Below are 16,842 nucleotides of genomic sequence, written 5' to 3' on the forward strand. Positions count from 1 at the left end.
ACGCCGATCCGGCCGACACCCTTCCCTGTCGGGTACCGGTACGTACGTCTCCCGCACCGGGGTGCCGAACCGGACGCGGACCGCGTGCACGCCGCCCGCGGCGGCGTCTTCCTTGAGCGGTGCCGTGCTGTCCGTGTGCAATCTCTCCCTGCTCCAGAGCTACCTGGATCGCCCGCAGCGCATGACGTAGGGGGCCCAGACTGTCAGGTACGCCGTCGCGACGAGCCCCCAGTCGCGGCGCACCGCACCCAGGTTGCCGGGGATCGTCTCCCGGGCAGGCGCGGTCACCGGGAGCGGTTCGACGAGTGGGGCCGACCTGGAGACCAGCAACCAGCCCGACGCCGACGACGCCGCCAAGGCCAGTGGCACGAGTATGTCAAGGCGCGGGCCGGTGTCGCTCCGGATCGAGGCCGCGCCCCATGCGGCAGCCGCCGACAACAGGGCCGCCGCCCCCAGAGCCCTGGCAAGCGGTGTGGATCGGTGCTGCATGCGGTCTCCCCCTGGCGTGCAGATCTTGTGTGCGGCAACATACCTCCGGGCCCTAACGGGACGACATCCCCGAGGCAGCCGGTGCCGAGAAACCCTGAGCACCAGGCGGCTGCTGCGCAAGCCCGCCTGCCCGGCTCAGGGCACCAGCACAACCCTGCCGAACACCTTCCCCGCGTCCATCGCGCGGTGGGCCGACACCGCCTGGTCCAGAGGCAGCACCTCGTGCACGACCGTGCGCAGGTCCCCGTGCGCGGCATCGGCGAACTGGGACGACCGTACGGCCTGCCGGTCGGGGCCGGGCACGGTGTCAGAGCTGAAGGTGGCGAACGACAACGACCTGCGGAAGGCGTCCAGCAACCGCATGCCGAAGTCCGCCGGCGGCTGCCCGCCGACCACACCGACAGCCACGTACCGCCCGTTGGAGTTCAACTTGTCCAGGAAGAGGGGAAGACGGGGACCCCCCACGACATCGATCACCACGTCGAAGCCCGCCGGGGCGTCCGGGCCGCCCTCGCCGGAGCGGTCGAGGACATGGGTCGCGCCCAGGTCCCGCAGGCGGGCGCCACGCTCCACCGACGAGGTGGTCACCGCCACCGCGCTCGCGCCGCCCCTGGCCGCGAGCTGGACCGCCGTGATCCCGATGCTGCCCGCCGCACCGCGCACGAGCACCGTCTCGCCGGACGCGAAACGGCCCCGGTCCAGGGCGAAGTGGGCGACCACCCCGGAACCGCCGAGGGTCACCGCGTCGGCGCCGGACAGGCCGTCGGGCAGCGCGAGGACGTCCTCGACCGCGGCGACGGCCTGCTCGGCATACCCACCGGACAGGCCGGTGAACGCCCACACCCGCCGCCCGGTCCACGAGGCGTCCACCCCCTCTCCCACCGCGGTGACCCTTCCCGCGACCTCGCTGCCGAGGAGATGGCCCTCCCGGAAGCCGTAGGCGGCGAGCGTTCCCCGGCGGATCACGGCGTCCACGCCGCCCACCCCGATCGCCTCCGTGGCGATCCGCACCTGCCCCGGGGCAGGAACGGGCACGGGCACATCGACGACCTCCAGCCCATCGGGGTCTCCGAACGTCCTGATCACAACGGCCTTCATCTCTGCTCCTGGGGTCGGGGGAGGGACGGCTCGCGGCTGCCGCGGCCATGGGCGTCGAGCCGGCCGCCGCAGCCGGGGGCACCACCGGCGACGTGCGGGGACGGGGCGGCGGCACCGTCATCGGACCGTAACGGACGCCCCCGTCCGTTTGGCTAAAGTGAGAAACGATGACCAGCCATTTGCCTCAGACCGTGCGCTCCGACGCCCGCGACAACCGGGCCCGCATCCTGGACGCCGCCCGCGCGGTGTTCGGCGAGGAGGGCCTGAGCGCGCCCATGCGCGAGGTCGCCCGGCATGCGGGCGTCGGCCCCGCCACGCTGTACCGGCACTTCCCGACCAAGCAGGCACTGATCGCCGAGACCTTCGCCGAGCAGCGGCGGGCCTGCCATGCCGCCGTCCGCGACGCCCTCGCGGACCCCGACCCGTGGCACGGATTCCGGAGCCTGATCGAGCGGATCTGCGAACTCCACGCGCACAGCCGGGGGTTCGCCGACGCCTTCATGACGGCCTTCCCCGAGGCCATGGACTTCGCCGCCGACCGGGAGCGGACTGTGGACGCGGTCGGCGAACTGGCCCGCCGCGCCCAGGAGACCGGCCGGCTGCGCCCCGGCTTCGTCGTCGACGACCTCGTCCTCATGCTCATGGCCCACCGCGGCCTCCAGGACACGCCGCCCGCCGCCCGGGTCACGGCCTCCCGCCGCTTCGCCGCCTACGTGATCGAGGCGTTCCGCGCCGCACCGGAGACGGCGGCGCCCACGCCGCTGCCGCCGGCACCACGCCTGGGAGCCGGCTGGGTGGCCAGTTGATCACGCCGAGCAGGTGCCGCTGTTCAGAGGAAGACGCGCGCCACCTCCAGCCACTTCTGAGCGTCCTCGCCGGTCGCCGTCAGGTTGGTCTCGGACCAGGGGCGACGCCGGGTGACACACAGGCAGAAGTCGGCAGCGCCGCCCTGTACCCGTTGCGCGGCGGTCTCGGGGCCCCACACCCAGGTCCGTCCGTCAGGTGCTGTCAGCTCGACGCGGAAGGGGTCCGCCGGCTCAGGCAGTCCGACGGCGGCGAAGGACAGCGCCCGCCCCAGCACCCCCAGCGACGCCACGTGCTGGAGCCGATCCGTCGGGCGGTGCGCCACGCCCACAGCGTCGAAGACGTCCTGCCCGTGTGCCCAGGTTTCCATCAGACGAAGGGGCACCATCAGCGCCGGGGTCACCTTCGACATGTACCAGGGGAATGCGTGGTCCCATGGTGTGTCGCGCAGTGCCGCCGCCAGTTCCGCTCGGCCGGCCCGCCACTCGTCCAGGAGTACCGACCGCGGTTTGGCCGCTCCCGCGGCGGCGGCCTTGTCCGCGTACCCGCTGCCTTCGGCTTCCGCCCGCCTGAGCTCGGCGCCGAACGCCTCCGGGGTGCGTAAGGCGCTGAGTGCGTTCGCGTCCGACCACGCGAGGTGGGCTATCTGGTGAGCGACCGTCCAGCCCGGTGCCGGTGTCGGTACGGACCAGTCGTCCACTGCCCTGACCAGGGCGTCGAGTTCGTCGCCCTCAGCCACGAGCGCGGACAGGACACCGGCGTCATCTACATCGGAGACGGCGAGGTTGTAGTTCAACATGTGCGCCATGGTGCCACTCGTTCCTCACGACTCCGAGGCCGTCAGCGGCCCGTGCCGTCCGTCTGCGTCTCGCGCACGCGCGGGCCGGGCTGACCCTTTTCCCTGCCCGGCCCGCGCCCAGGTTCACCGTTCCGTGCCGCCTGCGGCGTCGTTGAACCGGCATGAGCGATCACACGAACCCCGACGACCACGGCGCGTGGGCCACCCAGTGCACGCCGCCCACGAGCGTGAAGATCAACGTGTTGCTTCAGCATCTCGGCGAAGAACACCACGGCGACGAGGAGGTCATCAGCTGGGAGTTCGATGATGCGCTGCGGTCCGCCTGGGTGGACGGGGAGCCGTGGGCGGTGGAGTACATGGCCTGGCGGACCGCGCATGCCGACCTGGTCGGCAGCCTGTTCGAAGAGGACATGCTCGGCCTGTAGCGGGAGGCGAGAAATCCCCCAGGGTGACGTCCCGTTCCCCCGCCCAACTCCTACCGGCGCCGCGTCCGACGCCGACACCGGAGACCAACCCCTTCCGAGCACCGCCGGCGGCGAGCGTCCGCCGCGCGGGACGCCGCCCGCCGCAGCGGACGCGACGTCATCGCCATCGCCGTCCCGGGCGGCCGGGCCCGCCAGTCCCGCTCGATGTCCGGCTACACGAAGCGCGACGACGGCTGGGACGACAACGCCTCCGTCGGCCTCGTCTGACACGCGGATCAGCCCCGGCCGGAACCAGCTGAGCGGAGTGGATCAGCCGTCGTTGACCGCTGTCCTCACGGCTCCGCAGCTTGCGACGGTATCCGTGGGGGAGTCGTAGGTGCATGCCTGGAAGGCCAGCTGACTTCCCTTGGCGCCATAGGCGTTCGTGCTGGTGTTCTCGTAGAAGTCGTAATTGCAGGTGGCCTTGGTGCCCGCGCCGGCACTGTTGAGGCATCCCCCCGTTCGGTAGGGCCGCCAACTCGAACCGTCCCAGAGGTAGTTGGTCCAGTAGACGACGGCTGAGTAACCGTCCGACGCCGTGTCCTCGGCGGTGAACTTGTCACCGTACTTCACGAAACACCCCTCCGCGCCGCTCACTGTGGCGCAGACCTGGCCGGCGGCTGGACTCGCCGCGGGCGCCGTAGCCCGCAGGGGGACCGTGATCGCCGAGGTCTTCGAGACGCCGGCGGGCGAGGGGCCGGCCGAGGCTCCGGAGGCCAGGGCGGGGACCGAAGAGATGGCGCAGACGACGAGGCCAAGCGCGGTGAGAGAGCGCTTCATGACACAACTCCTTGACGTGTAGTCGTGCAGTGGCTGCGGAGCGCACGCGGGAATTCGCTGTGCGTCACCTGGACAGGACGGGCTCACCGTTACGAAGGAGGTCGTCCCCCGGCTCGGTACGGCCCCATCGTGCGCTTCCCGTGACTTGCCGTTCGACGTCCTTCGGCCGGAACCGAATAACGACATTTCGACTCGGGCGTTCAAGGGCCTGTCCTTTGCCCAGGCCGGAATCCCTCTGGACCGAACACCCCGCACAGCGGAAAGATCAGAACTGTGCCGGGCCGCGTCAGGGGAAAGCATGGTCAGCATGGTCTTTCGCATTCACTTCACCACCGAGGACCTGGCGCGCACGAAGGTGGCCGACGCACCCATGCCGCTTCTGGAGCTGAAGCAGGCTGCGAGGGCCCTGCAACGTACCGACCAGCCGGCCCGGCTGAGCGGCTGGCGCCGGCATGCACGCGCACGCCTGTCCGCCGAGGCGCGCCTGGCCCTCGACTTCATTCCGCCGGTGGGCTGGTCACCGACCTTCATCGGCCCGCCGCGGGCCGGCGGGCCGGCAGAGCTCATCGAGCAGGTGCGCGCGACTTCGCCCGGTCAGATCCGGAAAGCGCTGACCACGATACTTCCCACTACGGAAGCCCCGTCGGCGACGCGTCACCTGACCGACCCGGATTTCCTCGGCCGCCTTTGCGATGGTCTCAGCGCCCTCTACGACGTCCTCCTCGCTCCCTACTGGCCGGCGATGGCCGATGCCTTCACGGCCGACCGGTCGGTGCGCGTACGGCAGGTACTGCACGGGGGCGTGGAACATTTCCTCAGTCAGGCCAACCCGGAGGACATGCGCTGGAACCCCCCGGTGCTGGAGATCGCCACCCGGGGTGACAGCACCACGTACGACCTGCACCTGGAGGGCCGCGGCCTGCTGCTCGTCCCCTCGGTGATGCTGACGCGACCCCTCATCCAACACGACGCAGAGCCGCAGCCCGCCGTCACCTACCCGGCCGGCCATGACCAGCCACTACGGAGATTGACCGCCTTCGCGCCCACGGCCACCCCCCACACGGTCGCCCCGGTCGCCGCGCTGCTCGGACACACACGAGCCGCCGTACTCACCACCATCGCCGAACACCCGGGCTGCTCGACGAAGGAAGTCGCCGCTTTCGCCGGGCTCGCCCCGTCCAGCGCCAGCGAACACGCCACGATCCTCCGCGAAGCCGGACTCGTCACGACCACCAGGCATCGCAACACAGCACTGCACAGCCTGACTCAGCTAGGACGCCGGCTTCTGGACCACACACCAGATCGACCCGAGACGCCCTGAACACGCCAGTGCGGGGGAGGGGGGACCACCAGCTCACGGGTGCCGGTCAGCTCACGTGCCAGGCAACCGGACCGGCACGGCCCGCCGGACCAGGACGCGCATCCGACCCGGCCCGGGCCTTGTGGGTCGATCGATCCCGTCAGTGGCCGTGGCCGCCGCCACCGCTGTGGCCGCCGTGGTCGCCGTGGCCGACGATCGTCCACGGGCGCATCAGATCGTCGTCCTCGTGTTCGAGAATGTGGCAGTGGTGGATGTACGTCGCCGGGAGCTTGGTGCCGCTGCCCGGAATCGACGCGATGGTAGCCGTCGGCGGGGTGAATTCCTGGATGATGATTCTGGTCACCGTCTCCGGATAGGATTTGAACGTGTCCTTGCTGGACCGTGCTTCGTCCGGTTCCGGCGGTACCGGTGGGCCGGTGAAATAGTTCTCCAGCACCGGCAGGTCCTTCGGTTTGCGGCCACCGTCGATCCACTTCTCGTAATCGGCCTGGTAGGCAGCCGCGTCGATCGGCTGCCTGTCCAGCACCTGGAAGTTGACGAGGTGGACGTGCATCGGGTGGGCGTCGTGGTTGGGATTGATGTACTCCCAGATCTCGGTCGAGCCCTCCTCGATGAAGTCCTGGGACGGCGCCTCGAACGGCACCGCGTTGAACGTCATGGTCCTGAACAGCTTGTGCTGGTACACCACCCATTGCCGCCGACGGGTGTGCGGTTTCGGCTTGAGCAGTGCGACTGTCGGCAGCCTGAGTTCCTTGGGCGGCCTCGACCTGTCCCCGCCTCCGGACAGTGGTTCGGTGACCCGGAACTCCATGATGTCCCGGATTTCCGGCCCCTCGCCCGGCATGCCGGGGTAGTGGACCGGCGCGTGGTAGTTCACCAGTCTGACCTTCGTGCCCCTGCGCACCTGACTGAAGTCGATGATCAGGTCGTACCGCTCGGCCGGCGAGATCAGGAAGTTCAGCATCTGCAACGGGGGGCGGAAACCGCTGTCGGTGCCGATCAGCCAGAACGGCAGTTGGGCCTCAGGCACTGCGTTCCTGGGCTGGGTCTCGAACCTCAGCCGCCAGAAACGCTCGTTCGAAGCGTTGAGAAGGCGCAGCCGGTAGCGTCGCGGCTCGACGGTCAGGAAGGGGTACGCCTTCCCGTTCACGACCGGGGTGTCCTCGCCTTCCCTCAGGGTCATGGTGTAGGCGAGCGAGCCGTCCGGGTTGAAGGTGCGGTCCTGCAAGATGAGCGGGACCTCGAATTCGCCTCGCGGCAGTCCGAGCCGCTCGTCGGCGGGGTCACCGACGCGCCAGAGACCGGCCAGGCCCGCGTAGACGTTGAGGCTGGTCATCCCCATGCCGTGATCGTGATACCAGAGCATGCACGAACGGTCGTGGTTGGTGTAGGCGTAGATCGCTTCGTTGGGTTCGACCCGGCCCGGGTCCAGGGTGGTGTAGTCCGCGGCGTGGATGCCGTCCGGACTGAACGACTGCATCGGCGTGCCGTCGGACTGTGGCGCTGTGAAACCGCCGTGCTGATGTACGACGTTCCACACATTGACATTCGAGGGAAAGGGCAGGACGGGCTTGTACGGGGGTGGAGGGGTCGGGGTGAGCTGGTCGCACCCGTTGCGGATGGCGTCGATCACGAACTGGAACAGGTGGGTGGTCGGCAGCTCATTGCGGTATTTGACGACCGTCGGGCGGTCCGTGGTCACGCTGATGGTCGGCCCGAGGTAGCCCATGCCGGTCGGCTTGTGCGGATCGTGCGGGTTATCGGCCCAGTAACCCCACACGGTTGCCGGCCCGAGATCCCGGTGGAAGCGCCACGAGTCCTGTCGCATCGTGATCTCGTAGTAGTCGGCGCCCGGATAGGCGGAAGGATCCGGGACGGCTGTCAACGGCGTGGGAAGCGGGTCGACATACTTCTTCAGCGGAGGGGTCTGCGGGATCGGGCCGCCCGGACACGTTTCCTCGTGCGCCAATGCCGCATACGCCCGCGCTCCCAGAACACCCTGGGGAAGGATGGCCGCACCCCCCATGGCACCGGCCATGAGGAATTTCCTACGTTCAAAGGCCATCTTCTCCGCCTTCCATCGCCTCAGGTGACGTTCCAGACAGAGATACAGGTCTGGTTCGGAGCGTGCTGCGGTGCGCGGGTCCGGTCTGCCGAAGAGCACCCGTTCAGCCCTTTCAGCGCTGCCGCTCCAGCGCGAGGACGGCGGCAGACACACCGGATCGACGGACCGCCGGCTGTTCGCCCACCGGTTCGCTGAACCGCGACCTACTGTGACGGCTGTGCGGCGTGGGGCGTGTTCGCCGGCAGACGCTGCGCGACCTGGTCGCGGAGGCCACGACGGACGAGAAGGCGTTCAAGGCCAAGGCCCGCATCACGCTCCGCTCCTCGTACAGTTCGTCCTACCGGCAGATGCCGCCCCCGCTGCCGAACACGTGGGGCTTCAAGTGCGACACCACCGCCTGCCGGCCGGTGATGGACGCGCTCGCGTGCTGGTGGCGTAGCGGGACGCGATCCGCCGCCGGGAGGTGTACATCGAGGGCGGGAAGCGGTGGGTGACCCAGAGGACGACCTGCCCGGCGATGTCCAGTCGGCCCCCCTGCGCACCGCGCCGCGATCCACCAGCCCGATGACCCCGAGGAGTTCGCCGCCGGCCTGAAACGGCGGATGCCGGACGGCCTGGACCGGCTGTCGGCAGCGCTCGCGGACGGCTCGGCAGGCGGAGTGAAGTGACCATCCGTAAGGGCGAGCCCGTGGATCACCGCGCCGAAGCTGTAGCCCTTGGGCGAGCCCAGCCAACCTCCAGGCCCTCAAGGACGAGGTCGTACGCCGGTGGGGTGTGCTCGACCTCCTGGACGTGCTGAAGAACGCCGACTTCCTCACCGACTTCATCGACGTCACCGACGAGTTCGCCTCGGTCGCCGCGTACGAACGCATGGACCGAGCCCTCCTCCAGTGGCGCCTGCTGCTCGCACTGTTCGCCCTGGACACCCACATGGGCATCCGCGCGATCGTGGCGACCGGCGAGCACGGCGAGACCGAAGCCGCTCTGCGGTACGTGCGACGGCACTTCATCACCGTCGACAACCTGCGCGCCGCCGTCACCAGGCTCGTGAACGGCACCTTGGCCGCCTGGGATGCCGCCTGGTGGGGACAGGGCCCCGCGTGCGCGTCGGACTCCAAGAAGTCCGACCGAGAAGTCCGACCGAGAAGTCCGACCGAGAAGTCCGGCCGAGAAGTCCGGCCAAGAAGTTCGGGTCCCGGTCCTCGGCCTCCATGACCGAGTACCACGCCCGCTACGGCGGCAACGGCACGATGATCTACCGGCACGCCGAGAAGGAGAACGTCTGCATCTCCTCCCAGCGCACGTGCTGTTCGTCGGCCGAGGTCGCGGCGGTGATCGAGGGCCTGCCGCGGCACTGCGCGAACGCCGAGAACGAGGCCGACTACGTCGACACCACGGCGCCTCGGTGGTCGGGTTCGCCTTCACCGATTTGCTCAACCTCCGCCCGCTGCCTCGGCTGAGGAACATCGGCGGCATCCGCCTGTATCGCCCGGACGACACCCCGCCCGGCTGGCCGGCGCTCGGCGGCTCGCCGACCCGGGGCAAGGAGAAGGGACAGCACCCGTCGCCCGCGACCGTCATGCGGATGCTGCGCGAACACGGCGCACGGACGACCGCAGCAGCGACGTAGAGGCGCCGGGTACGGACTCTCCGTCAACGCTTCGGGCATCTACGCCGGTTCTCCGTTCCGTTCCTCCACGGGACCCCGTGTGCCCGCAAGTTCGGGTGTCTGCTCGCTGGCAGCCTCGCATGCCGCGTGGCCTGCCGGAACGCCGGCCGGGGCCGTCGTGGCGGTGCCCGCCGACCGCGGTCGTCCCCGCCACCGTGAGATGAGCGGCGCCTTCCCGGAAGTCCCGGTTGCCGACCCGCCCGTAGAGGCATCTTCAGGGTGCGAGTGCTCCCGTTTCGCGGGTCGCCAGGATGCGCCCGTTCCGCACCCCGCCCCGCGATCGACCGGTGCCGACCTCTTGACCCCGCCTCGGCGCTGGGCTTAGCGTTCCGGCGTTTACAGAGAATTGAAACGTTTCAACCGTCATTCGATCTCCTTGCTCGACTCACCCTTTGGGGCGCACATGCATGAACTCGTCTCGCAGCGCGGCGGGATGTCGCGGCGCGCGGTCCTGGCCACCTCCCTGGCCGCGGGCGCCGTGGCCGCCCTCGGCGCCGCGGCGCCCGCCGCGACCGCACTCCCCGCAGGCGCCGGATCAGCTCCCGCCGCCGACTGGTTCGCCGACCCCCCGCGCTCGGTGCGCCCCAAGTTCCGCTGGTGGTGGCCGGACGGCCTCGTCGACCCCGACGAGATCGCCCGCGAGATCGACCAGATCGCGGACGCCGGCTTCGGCGGCGTCGAGATCGCGGCCGTCCACCACAGCATCAAGGACAAGTCGGTGCTGGACACCACCCGCCACGGCTGGGGCAGCAGACCGTGGCTCGACGGCGTCGAGGCCGCCCTGCGCCGCGCCGCGAGACGCGGCCTCACCGTCGACCTCACCCTCGGCCCGAGCTGGCCCGTGGCCGTACCCGGCATCACCCCCGACGACGTGGCCGCCGCCCAGGAACTCGCCTACGGCCGCGCCTCGGTCCCCGGCGGAACCACCTACCAGGGTCCGGTCCCGGAACCCGTGCGCCCGGCCGCCCCCGGCGTGACCCGCCGGCAGCTCCTCACCGTCCAGGCCGCCCGCGTCGACACCGCGAACTCCACGCGCAAGGAGACCGGCCTCGACCTGGCCAGCGTCCGCGACCTGACCGCCACCGTCACCGGCGGCGCCCTCACCTGGACCGCGCCCGCGGACGGCGACTGGGTCCTGATCTCCTACTGGCAGCGAGGCTCCGGACAGCAGCCCGAGTCCGGCCCGCACTCCTCGCCCGCCGCCTACGCCGTCGACCACTTCAGCCCCGCGGGCACCGCCGCCGTCACCGGCTACTGGGACGCCCTGCTGACGCCGTCGCTGAAGGTCCTGCTGAAGGCCGCCGGCGGCGCGTTCTTCGAGGACTCGGTGGAGCTGGAGACCGAAGGCCTCATCTGGACCGCGCAGTTGCCCGACGCGTTCGAGAAGCGCACGGGACGCCCCCTGCTGCCGTACCTGCCCGCCGTCGTCCTCGACAAGAGCAACCAGGTCTTCGCCTTCGAGGCCCAGGTCACCCGGCAGATCCGGCACGACTTCTGGGAGACCGTCTCCGACCTCTTCAACCGTCACCACCTGCACGCCCTCAAGACCTGGGCGCACTCGCTGGACATGGCCCTGCGCGCGCAGCCCTACGGACTACAGACCGACGCCATCGCCTCGGCGGCGATCCTGGACATCCCCGAGGGCGAGTCCCTAGGGTTCAAGAACCTCGACGACTACCGCTGCCTGGCCGGCGGTCGCGACATGGCCGGGCGCACGGTGCTGTCCTGCGAGGCGGGCGCGTACAACGGCACGGCGTACAGCACCACATGGGACCGCTTCCTGCGGACGATGGGCGGCGCCTACGCGGCGGGGGTCAACCAGACCGTCGTGCACGGATTCTCCTACGCCACCGCCCCGCAGGTGAACTGGCCCGGGTTCGCCGCCTTCAGCCCGTACAACGGCGCCCCCGGCTACGGCGAGTCGTGGGGACCCCGGCAGCCCACCTGGGGCCACGTCGACGACATCTCCGGCTACCTGGGCCGCGTGCACCGTGTGCTGCAAGCCGGCACCGCCCGCGCCGACGTCGCCGTCTTCCGGCAGACCGGCTACACCGCCACCGGCATCGGCGCGTCCTGGTTCACCGCCACCGGCATCCCCCTCGGCTGGACCCACCAGTTCCTCAGCGGCCCGCTGCTGGACCTGCCGAGCGCCACCGTCTCCGGCGGCCGGCTGGCGCCCGACGGGCCCGCCTACAAGGCGCTGTTCGTCGAGGGCGACTTCTTCTACGGCTCCACCCCGACCCTCGCCGTCACCGACGCGCGCAAGCTGCTGGAGCTGGCCGAGGCGGGCCTGCCCATGGTCCTGTTCGGCGCCTTCGACCAGGCACAGACCCCCGGTGTGCCCGAGGACGGGGAGACCGGCCGACTGCGCGCGCTGATGGCCCGGCTGCTGGCCCTGCCAGGCGTCGTCCGCGTCACCGACAAGGCCGCCGTCGGCGACGCGCTCGCCGGGCTCGGCGTCACCCCCGACGTCCGCTACGCCACCTCCTCCACGCTCCTCAACGCCCACCGGGCCACCGACGAAGCGGACTTCTACTACCTGTGCAACGGCAAGCACGCCGAGACCGTCAAGCCCGCGGTGGCCGCGATCGACCACGACGTCACCCTGCGCGGCACCCGGCGCCGCGGGGCGACGGTGCCGTATCTCCTCGACGCCTGGACGGGCCGGGCGGTGCGCCTCGCCCGCTATACCCAGGACGGCGACGACGTCACCCTGCGCGTCACGCTCCAGCCGGGGGAGACGGTGATCATCGCGCTGGGGCGCCCCGGACTGTTCGGCGACCGCCACGGCAACCGCCCGCACGCCGTCGCCTCGGACGCCGACGACGTGCTGTTCACCGGCCGCGGACTGACCGTGCGGGCCGGTGCGGCGGGCACCCGCACCACCCGCCTGTCCGACGGTCGCACGGTCACCACGACCCTGCCGTCCGTGCCCGACCCGATCACCCCGACGGCGTGGGAACTGGAGGTCGAGGACTGGTACCCCGGCTCCGCCGCGACCCGTACCGAGCGCGTCCGGCGCACCCTGACCCTGGACGCGCTCGCGCCCTGGTCGAAGATCCCCGAACTGGCCGACTCCGCGGGCATCGGCCGCTACCGCACCGGGGTCACCCTGCCGGACGACTGGACCGCGTCCCATGGTGCCGTCCTCGAACTCGGGCAGGTCTCCGACACCGTCCGTGTCACCGTCAACGGCACGTCCGTGCCCGCGGTCGACCGCCTGCACCCCGTCGTCGACGTCGGCCCCTACCTGCACGGCGGCCACAACAGCATCGAGGTCGAGGTGGCGACCCCGCTCATCAACCGGCTCCGGGTCGCCCAGCCGTCCGTGTTCGGCACGGCAGCCCGACAGGACCACGGCCTGGTCGGTCCCGTCCGGCTCGTCCCGTACGCGCAGGCGGTGGTGTCCTGACACCGAGGGGCGCACCTGCTCCGGCCGGTGCGCCCCGCCGCGGGCGTGCGGGCCCGCTGAACCACGCCGCCCGGCCGGGTCGGTCGGGTCGTGGTGACGGCGGGAAACGTCGCCTTGGCCTGCGTGCGTTCGCCGCTCACAAAAACCGCTTCGGCGGCTGCGTCTCCGCCGTGGCCGACGCCGCGCAGGAGGGACTGAAACGTCTCAGCGCGCTGACCGCCCGTGCGGTGAGCGCCGTCGCCGGGGTCGGCCTGGACTGTCGCGGCGACATCGCCGTCGCGGCGCGCTCCGCCAGGACCCTGCCGGCCTCGACCGCCGTGGGGCTGACTCCCGACACGGGCAGCCCGCACGATCAGCTCGCCCTGGAGAGAGGGCTCATCTCCTCCTTGGTGTCCTCGGGCCACGCCCGGGACGCCATCTTGCGCTTCCTACGGCGACGAGACCTCGCCACCTCGCCAGAGTCCAGGAGTGCCGACCCGGCAATGTGCAGTTTACCTGTACGATTTATGGGTGGCGCTGAATGACAACCCCTCGGCAGAGCTGGCTCTTGCGCTGGTCCGCTCCATGGACCGCCTGCGCGGACGCATCCGCTCGGAGACCGGCATGGGCGCCGGTCCCTACAGCCGCAGCCAATTGTCCGCTCTGCACCGCGTGGTGTACGGACCGCCCGCCACGACGAGTGATCTCGCAGCCGCCGAGTACATGCGCCCGCAGTCCATGGCACAGACCCTGGCCGTGCTGGAGAAGCACGGCCTGGTCACACGCAGCCCCGACCCCGACGACGGCCGCCGCATCCTGGTCACGGCCACCCAGCGCGGACGGGAAGAGGCCGAGCGCTGGCTCCAGGCGCGGGAGGCATGGCTCACCGCCGCGATCGACGGCACGTTGACCAGCGGCGAACGCGAGGGGCTGACCGCGCTCGTGGCGCTTCTGGAGCGCCTGGCCGACTCGCAGCCCCCGGTCGCGGCGCGCCGAGGCACCCGGCCCGCTCCGGAGAACCCCTGAGCGCATCGTTCTTCCAGGTGCGCACGAGCCGTCGGCACCCGGTTCGTCTACGGCTGTAGACTCGCATTCCGCGTTTGGCTACACTGCGGGCCATGGAAAGTGAGTCGCCTCAGTCGCCATCCGGTCCTCCCGCGGCCAAGAGGCCGCGCAACGCCGCGGCGACCCGGGAGGCGATCCTCCGTTCCGCGGTGGAGGCCTTCACCCGCGTCGGCTACGACGGTGCCGGCGTGCGGGACATCGCCAAGGACGCGGGTGTCACGGCGATGCTGGTCAACCGCTACTTCGGGTCCAAGGAACAGCTGTTCGCCGAGACGGTGGACGCCTCGTTCGCCCCGCGTACCGTCGTCACGGACGATCCCGCGACGCTGAGCCGCGACATCGCCAGGTCGCTCGTGGAACGCACCGCTCCCGGAGCCGACCATCTCAGTCCCTTCCTGCTGATGCTGCGCTCCGCGCCCAACCCGCGCACCGCCGAGATCGCCCGTGACGGCATCGAGCGCCATGTGGAACGGGAACTGGCCGGCATGCTCACCGGCGAACACGCGAGAGAGCGCTCCGCGCTGGCCCTGTCGGTGATCGCCGGGGTATGGCTGATGCGGAAGGTCATCGGCAACACGGCACTGGTCGAGGCCGACGCCGACGACCTCACCCACCGCCTGGAGGCGGTTCTGCGAGCCGTCCTGGACGACCCCGAGACGGAGTGACGGCGCGCGCGGTGCCGGCCGCGCACCGCACCGCCGGCACCGCTCACCGGCCGTACGTGTGGAAGCCCCGCTCGCTCCTGTGGCCCGGCCGCCGCGCCGCGACCGTGCGCCGCAGCAGGGCGGGGGGCGCGTACAGCGGTTCCTTGGACTCGGCGTACATCGACTCCGCGACCGCCTGCGCGGTGTCCAGGCCGATGAGGTCGTGCGGTGCTCGGCACGCAGGCCGGCACGGGCGGCGGCTACGTGCGTCAACTACGTGTGTGCGGGGGCTCGACGGCCGCCGTCACGATCGGCGCGCCGGCCGTCGGGCGGGCCGCCGCGGGACGCGCCGGGCCACTCGGACAGGGTCCGCGAGCGGCCCGGCGACGCGTCCGCCTCACAGGATGTGCGGGGCCTTGCTGCCGTTGGCGAGCACGGTCCGGGGCAGCAGGTCGACGAGTTCGGCGTGCGACCACGGGCCGTTCTGCTCGTCGCGGAAGATCGTCCGCGTCTCGACGGGGTGGCTGTAGATGCCGATCTTGCCGCCACCGGCCCGGAAGACACAGCCGGTCACATCGGCCGCGGCCTCCGAGGCCAGGTAGACGACGATCGGTGCGACCAGGCCGGCGTCGGCCCGCGCCTCCTTGGCCTTCGCCCGGCGCGCGCTCATGGCCCCGGAGGCCACGAGCGCGGCGTCGCGCTGCTTGGCGTCCTCGGTCATCCTGGTCAGGGCGAACGGGGCGATGGCGTTGACCGTGATGCCGTCGCTGTCGAGTTCCCAGGCCAGTTCGTAGGTCAGGCTCACCACGCCGCCCTTGGAGGCGGCGTACTCCGGATTGCCGATCGGTGCCGCCCACTGGTTGGAGCAGGTGTTGACGATGCGTCCGCCGCCGTACTGCCGCAGCACCGGAATCGCGCTGCGGCACATCGCGAAGGTGCCCTTGAGGTTGACGTCGATGGTCAGGTCGAAGTCCTCCTCCGTCACCTCCTCGATCTTGTGCTGCCGGACGATCCCCGCGTTGTTGACCAGGATGTCGAGCCGGCCGAACTGCTCGACCGCGGTGGCGACCACCCGGCCCGCGCCCTCCCAGTCCGCCACGGACTCGTAGCCGGCCACCGCTTCGCCGCCCTGGGCGCGGATGAACTCGACCACCTCGTCGGCCGGGCCCTCGGCGGCCCCGTGGCCGTCAGCCCGCACACCGACGTCATTGACGACGACCTTCGCCCCGGCAGCCGCCAGCGCGATCGCCTCGCCCCGGCCGATGCCACGTCCGGCACCGGTCACGATGGCCACACGGCCGTCCAACGGTCCTCGTTCCGCCATGATGTCCTCCTCGTACGAAATGCTGGTTCGCGCGCTCTTCGAAGGCTTCAGCGCGCAACGCCTGGGCTCGGCACGGCGCCGTGCGCGCCGATGAGCATGAGTTGGTCCCGCAGGTCGGGCAACGACCGCACAGTGGGCCGGCGACGGGCGGGGGCAGGACTTCGCCGGGTGACGGGTTCGAAGACCCAGTGGGCGAAGCGGGCAGGACCCGTGGTTCCGCCTGCCGTAGAAAGTGATGTGTCGTCAGCGGGGCTGTCCAGCACCGGGGTTCGGAGTGGTCACCGGGTCCGGTCACGGGTGTGAGGGAGCAAACCCGGCTCGTCTCGGCGTCATGACGATGTCAGCAGGCCGGCGAGCATGCCTTCCAGATGACGCGCGAGTCCGTCGAGGTCCGCCTCCAGCAGAGCCGTGTCGCCGATGACGCTCCGCATCAGCCACATACCGAGGATCACCGAGAGCGCGAGTGCGGAGCGTTCTCGTGCCTGCTCCCCGCCGAGTAACCCTGCCAGGTGACGTTCCCCATGTCGTTCGATGCCCTGCCTGGCCAGTTCGGCCGAACGCGGATCGGACACGGACCGCAGCGTCAGCAGGAAGGGGCTGAGTTCGTCGGACCCGAGCCGCGTACGGTCCACCAGTGCCCGGGCGATGCCACGGCTCAGGCGCGTCAGGTCGTCGGGCACAACGGTCCGCGGGGCGAAGGAGGCGTTCACCACCTCGGCGAACAGGTTCTCCTTGGATCCGAAAGAGCGGTTCACCATCATCGCGCTCACGCCGGCTCCTGCGGCGATCTCTCGCACACCGGCACCGTCACAGCCGGAACGGGTGAAGGCCTCGACTGCGGATCTGAGGACCGCCTCTCGGGTCGCAGCCGCGTTGCGCGGCCGACCGGTCCTCGCCGAGGGGGCCCTCGATGAGTCAAGTCACTTTTC

15 protein-coding genes and 2 pseudogenes are annotated in these 16,842 nt (G+C 70.7%); 9 read left to right on the forward strand and 8 right to left on the reverse strand.

What is annotated here, in order from left to right:
* Nucleotides 1-624 precede the first annotated feature (624 nt).
* A complete protein-coding gene (locus IE294_RS34995; RefSeq protein WP_189892902.1) occupies nt 625-1,587 on the reverse strand; it encodes a zinc-binding dehydrogenase in 963 nt (320 codons plus the stop codon).
* 167 nt (nt 1,588-1,754) lie between these two features.
* On the opposite strand from IE294_RS34995, the gene IE294_RS35000 reads away from it, so the two are divergent.
* Nucleotides 1,755-2,393, forward strand: a complete 639-nt coding sequence (locus IE294_RS35000; RefSeq protein WP_189892904.1) for a TetR/AcrR family transcriptional regulator — start codon at nt 1,755-1,757, stop codon at nt 2,391-2,393.
* Nucleotides 2,394-2,416: 23 nt separating this feature from the next.
* Here IE294_RS35000 and IE294_RS35005 read toward each other — a convergent pair whose 3' ends face one another.
* Nucleotides 2,417-3,199, reverse strand: a complete 783-nt coding sequence (locus tag IE294_RS35005; RefSeq protein ID WP_229917607.1) for a TIGR03084 family metal-binding protein — start codon at nt 3,197-3,199, stop codon at nt 2,417-2,419.
* 152 nt (nt 3,200-3,351) lie between these two features.
* Between IE294_RS35005 and IE294_RS35010 the strand changes: the two genes are divergently transcribed.
* Nucleotides 3,352-3,615 carry a hypothetical protein gene (locus IE294_RS35010; RefSeq protein ID WP_189892906.1) on the forward strand — a complete coding sequence of 88 codons (264 nt, stop codon included), beginning with the start codon at nt 3,352-3,354 and terminating at the stop codon, nt 3,613-3,615.
* A 309-nt stretch (nt 3,616-3,924) separates the two neighbouring features.
* Here IE294_RS35010 and IE294_RS35015 read toward each other — a convergent pair whose 3' ends face one another.
* The gene (locus IE294_RS35015; protein ID WP_189892908.1) at nt 3,925-4,434 is read right to left on the reverse strand and encodes a hypothetical protein; all 510 of its coding nucleotides are present in this window, start codon (nt 4,432-4,434) and stop codon (nt 3,925-3,927) included.
* A 298-nt stretch (nt 4,435-4,732) separates the two neighbouring features.
* On the opposite strand from IE294_RS35015, the gene IE294_RS35020 reads away from it, so the two are divergent.
* Nucleotides 4,733-5,755: a winged helix-turn-helix domain-containing protein gene (locus tag IE294_RS35020; RefSeq protein WP_229917608.1), complete on the forward strand. Its 1,023-nt coding sequence runs from the start codon at nt 4,733-4,735 to the stop codon at nt 5,753-5,755.
* Nucleotides 5,756-5,894: 139 nt separating this feature from the next.
* Here IE294_RS35020 and IE294_RS35025 read toward each other — a convergent pair whose 3' ends face one another.
* Nucleotides 5,895-7,820 carry a multicopper oxidase family protein gene (locus IE294_RS35025; protein WP_229917611.1) on the reverse strand — a complete coding sequence of 642 codons (1,926 nt, stop codon included), beginning with the start codon at nt 7,818-7,820 and terminating at the stop codon, nt 5,895-5,897.
* Between the two features lie 224 nt (nt 7,821-8,044).
* Here IE294_RS35025 and IE294_RS35030 point away from each other — a divergent pair, with 224 nt between their 5' ends.
* The 6 genes from IE294_RS35030 (at nt 8,045) to IE294_RS35055 (ending at nt 14,610) form a co-directional block, all read left to right on the forward strand.
* Complete coding sequence (locus IE294_RS35030; RefSeq protein ID WP_189892910.1) at nt 8,045-8,314, forward strand: hypothetical protein; 270 nt, start codon at nt 8,045-8,047, stop codon at nt 8,312-8,314.
* 280 nt (nt 8,315-8,594) lie between these two features.
* The gene (locus IE294_RS49125; RefSeq protein ID WP_189892912.1) at nt 8,595-9,035 is read left to right on the forward strand and encodes a Tn3 family transposase; all 441 of its coding nucleotides are present in this window, start codon (nt 8,595-8,597) and stop codon (nt 9,033-9,035) included.
* A complete protein-coding gene (locus IE294_RS49130) occupies nt 9,032-9,280 on the forward strand; it encodes a Tn3 family transposase (RefSeq protein ID WP_189892914.1) in 249 nt (82 codons plus the stop codon). Before IE294_RS49125 ends, IE294_RS49130 begins: the two co-directional genes overlap by 4 nt.
* Nucleotides 9,281-9,892: 612 nt before the next feature.
* The gene (locus IE294_RS35045; RefSeq protein ID WP_189892916.1) at nt 9,893-12,901 is read left to right on the forward strand and encodes a glycosyl hydrolase; all 3,009 of its coding nucleotides are present in this window, start codon (nt 9,893-9,895) and stop codon (nt 12,899-12,901) included.
* A gap of 510 nt (nt 12,902-13,411) precedes the next feature.
* The gene (locus IE294_RS35050) at nt 13,412-13,906 is read left to right on the forward strand and encodes a MarR family winged helix-turn-helix transcriptional regulator (protein ID WP_189892918.1); all 495 of its coding nucleotides are present in this window, start codon (nt 13,412-13,414) and stop codon (nt 13,904-13,906) included.
* Nucleotides 13,907-13,998: 92 nt separating this feature from the next.
* On the forward strand, nt 13,999-14,610 hold the full coding sequence (locus IE294_RS35055; RefSeq protein ID WP_229917613.1) for a TetR/AcrR family transcriptional regulator: 612 nt from the start codon (nt 13,999-14,001) through the stop codon (nt 14,608-14,610).
* 43 nt (nt 14,611-14,653) lie between these two features.
* Here IE294_RS35055 and IE294_RS35060 read toward each other — a convergent pair.
* The 4 genes and pseudogenes from IE294_RS35060 to IE294_RS49135 form a co-directional block, all read right to left on the reverse strand.
* Nucleotides 14,654-14,812, reverse strand: a pseudogene (locus tag IE294_RS35060) (3-hydroxyacyl-CoA dehydrogenase family protein); the annotation flags it as partial.
* 174 nt (nt 14,813-14,986) lie between these two features.
* On the reverse strand, nt 14,987-15,913 hold the full coding sequence (locus IE294_RS35065) for an SDR family NAD(P)-dependent oxidoreductase (RefSeq protein WP_189892920.1): 927 nt from the start codon (nt 15,911-15,913) through the stop codon (nt 14,987-14,989).
* A gap of 329 nt (nt 15,914-16,242) precedes the next feature.
* A complete protein-coding gene (locus tag IE294_RS35070) occupies nt 16,243-16,626 on the reverse strand; it encodes a TetR/AcrR family transcriptional regulator (protein ID WP_268252831.1) in 384 nt (127 codons plus the stop codon).
* A 9-nt stretch (nt 16,627-16,635) separates the two neighbouring features.
* Nucleotides 16,636-16,749 (reverse strand): annotated as a pseudogene (locus IE294_RS49135) (TetR/AcrR family transcriptional regulator); the annotation flags it as partial.
* Between the last annotated feature and the right edge of the window lie 93 nt (nt 16,750-16,842).

The sequence above is a fragment of the Streptomyces canarius genome (assembly GCF_014650735.1).
GTDB classification, from domain to species: domain Bacteria; phylum Actinomycetota; class Actinomycetes; order Streptomycetales; family Streptomycetaceae; genus Streptomyces; species Streptomyces olivaceoviridis.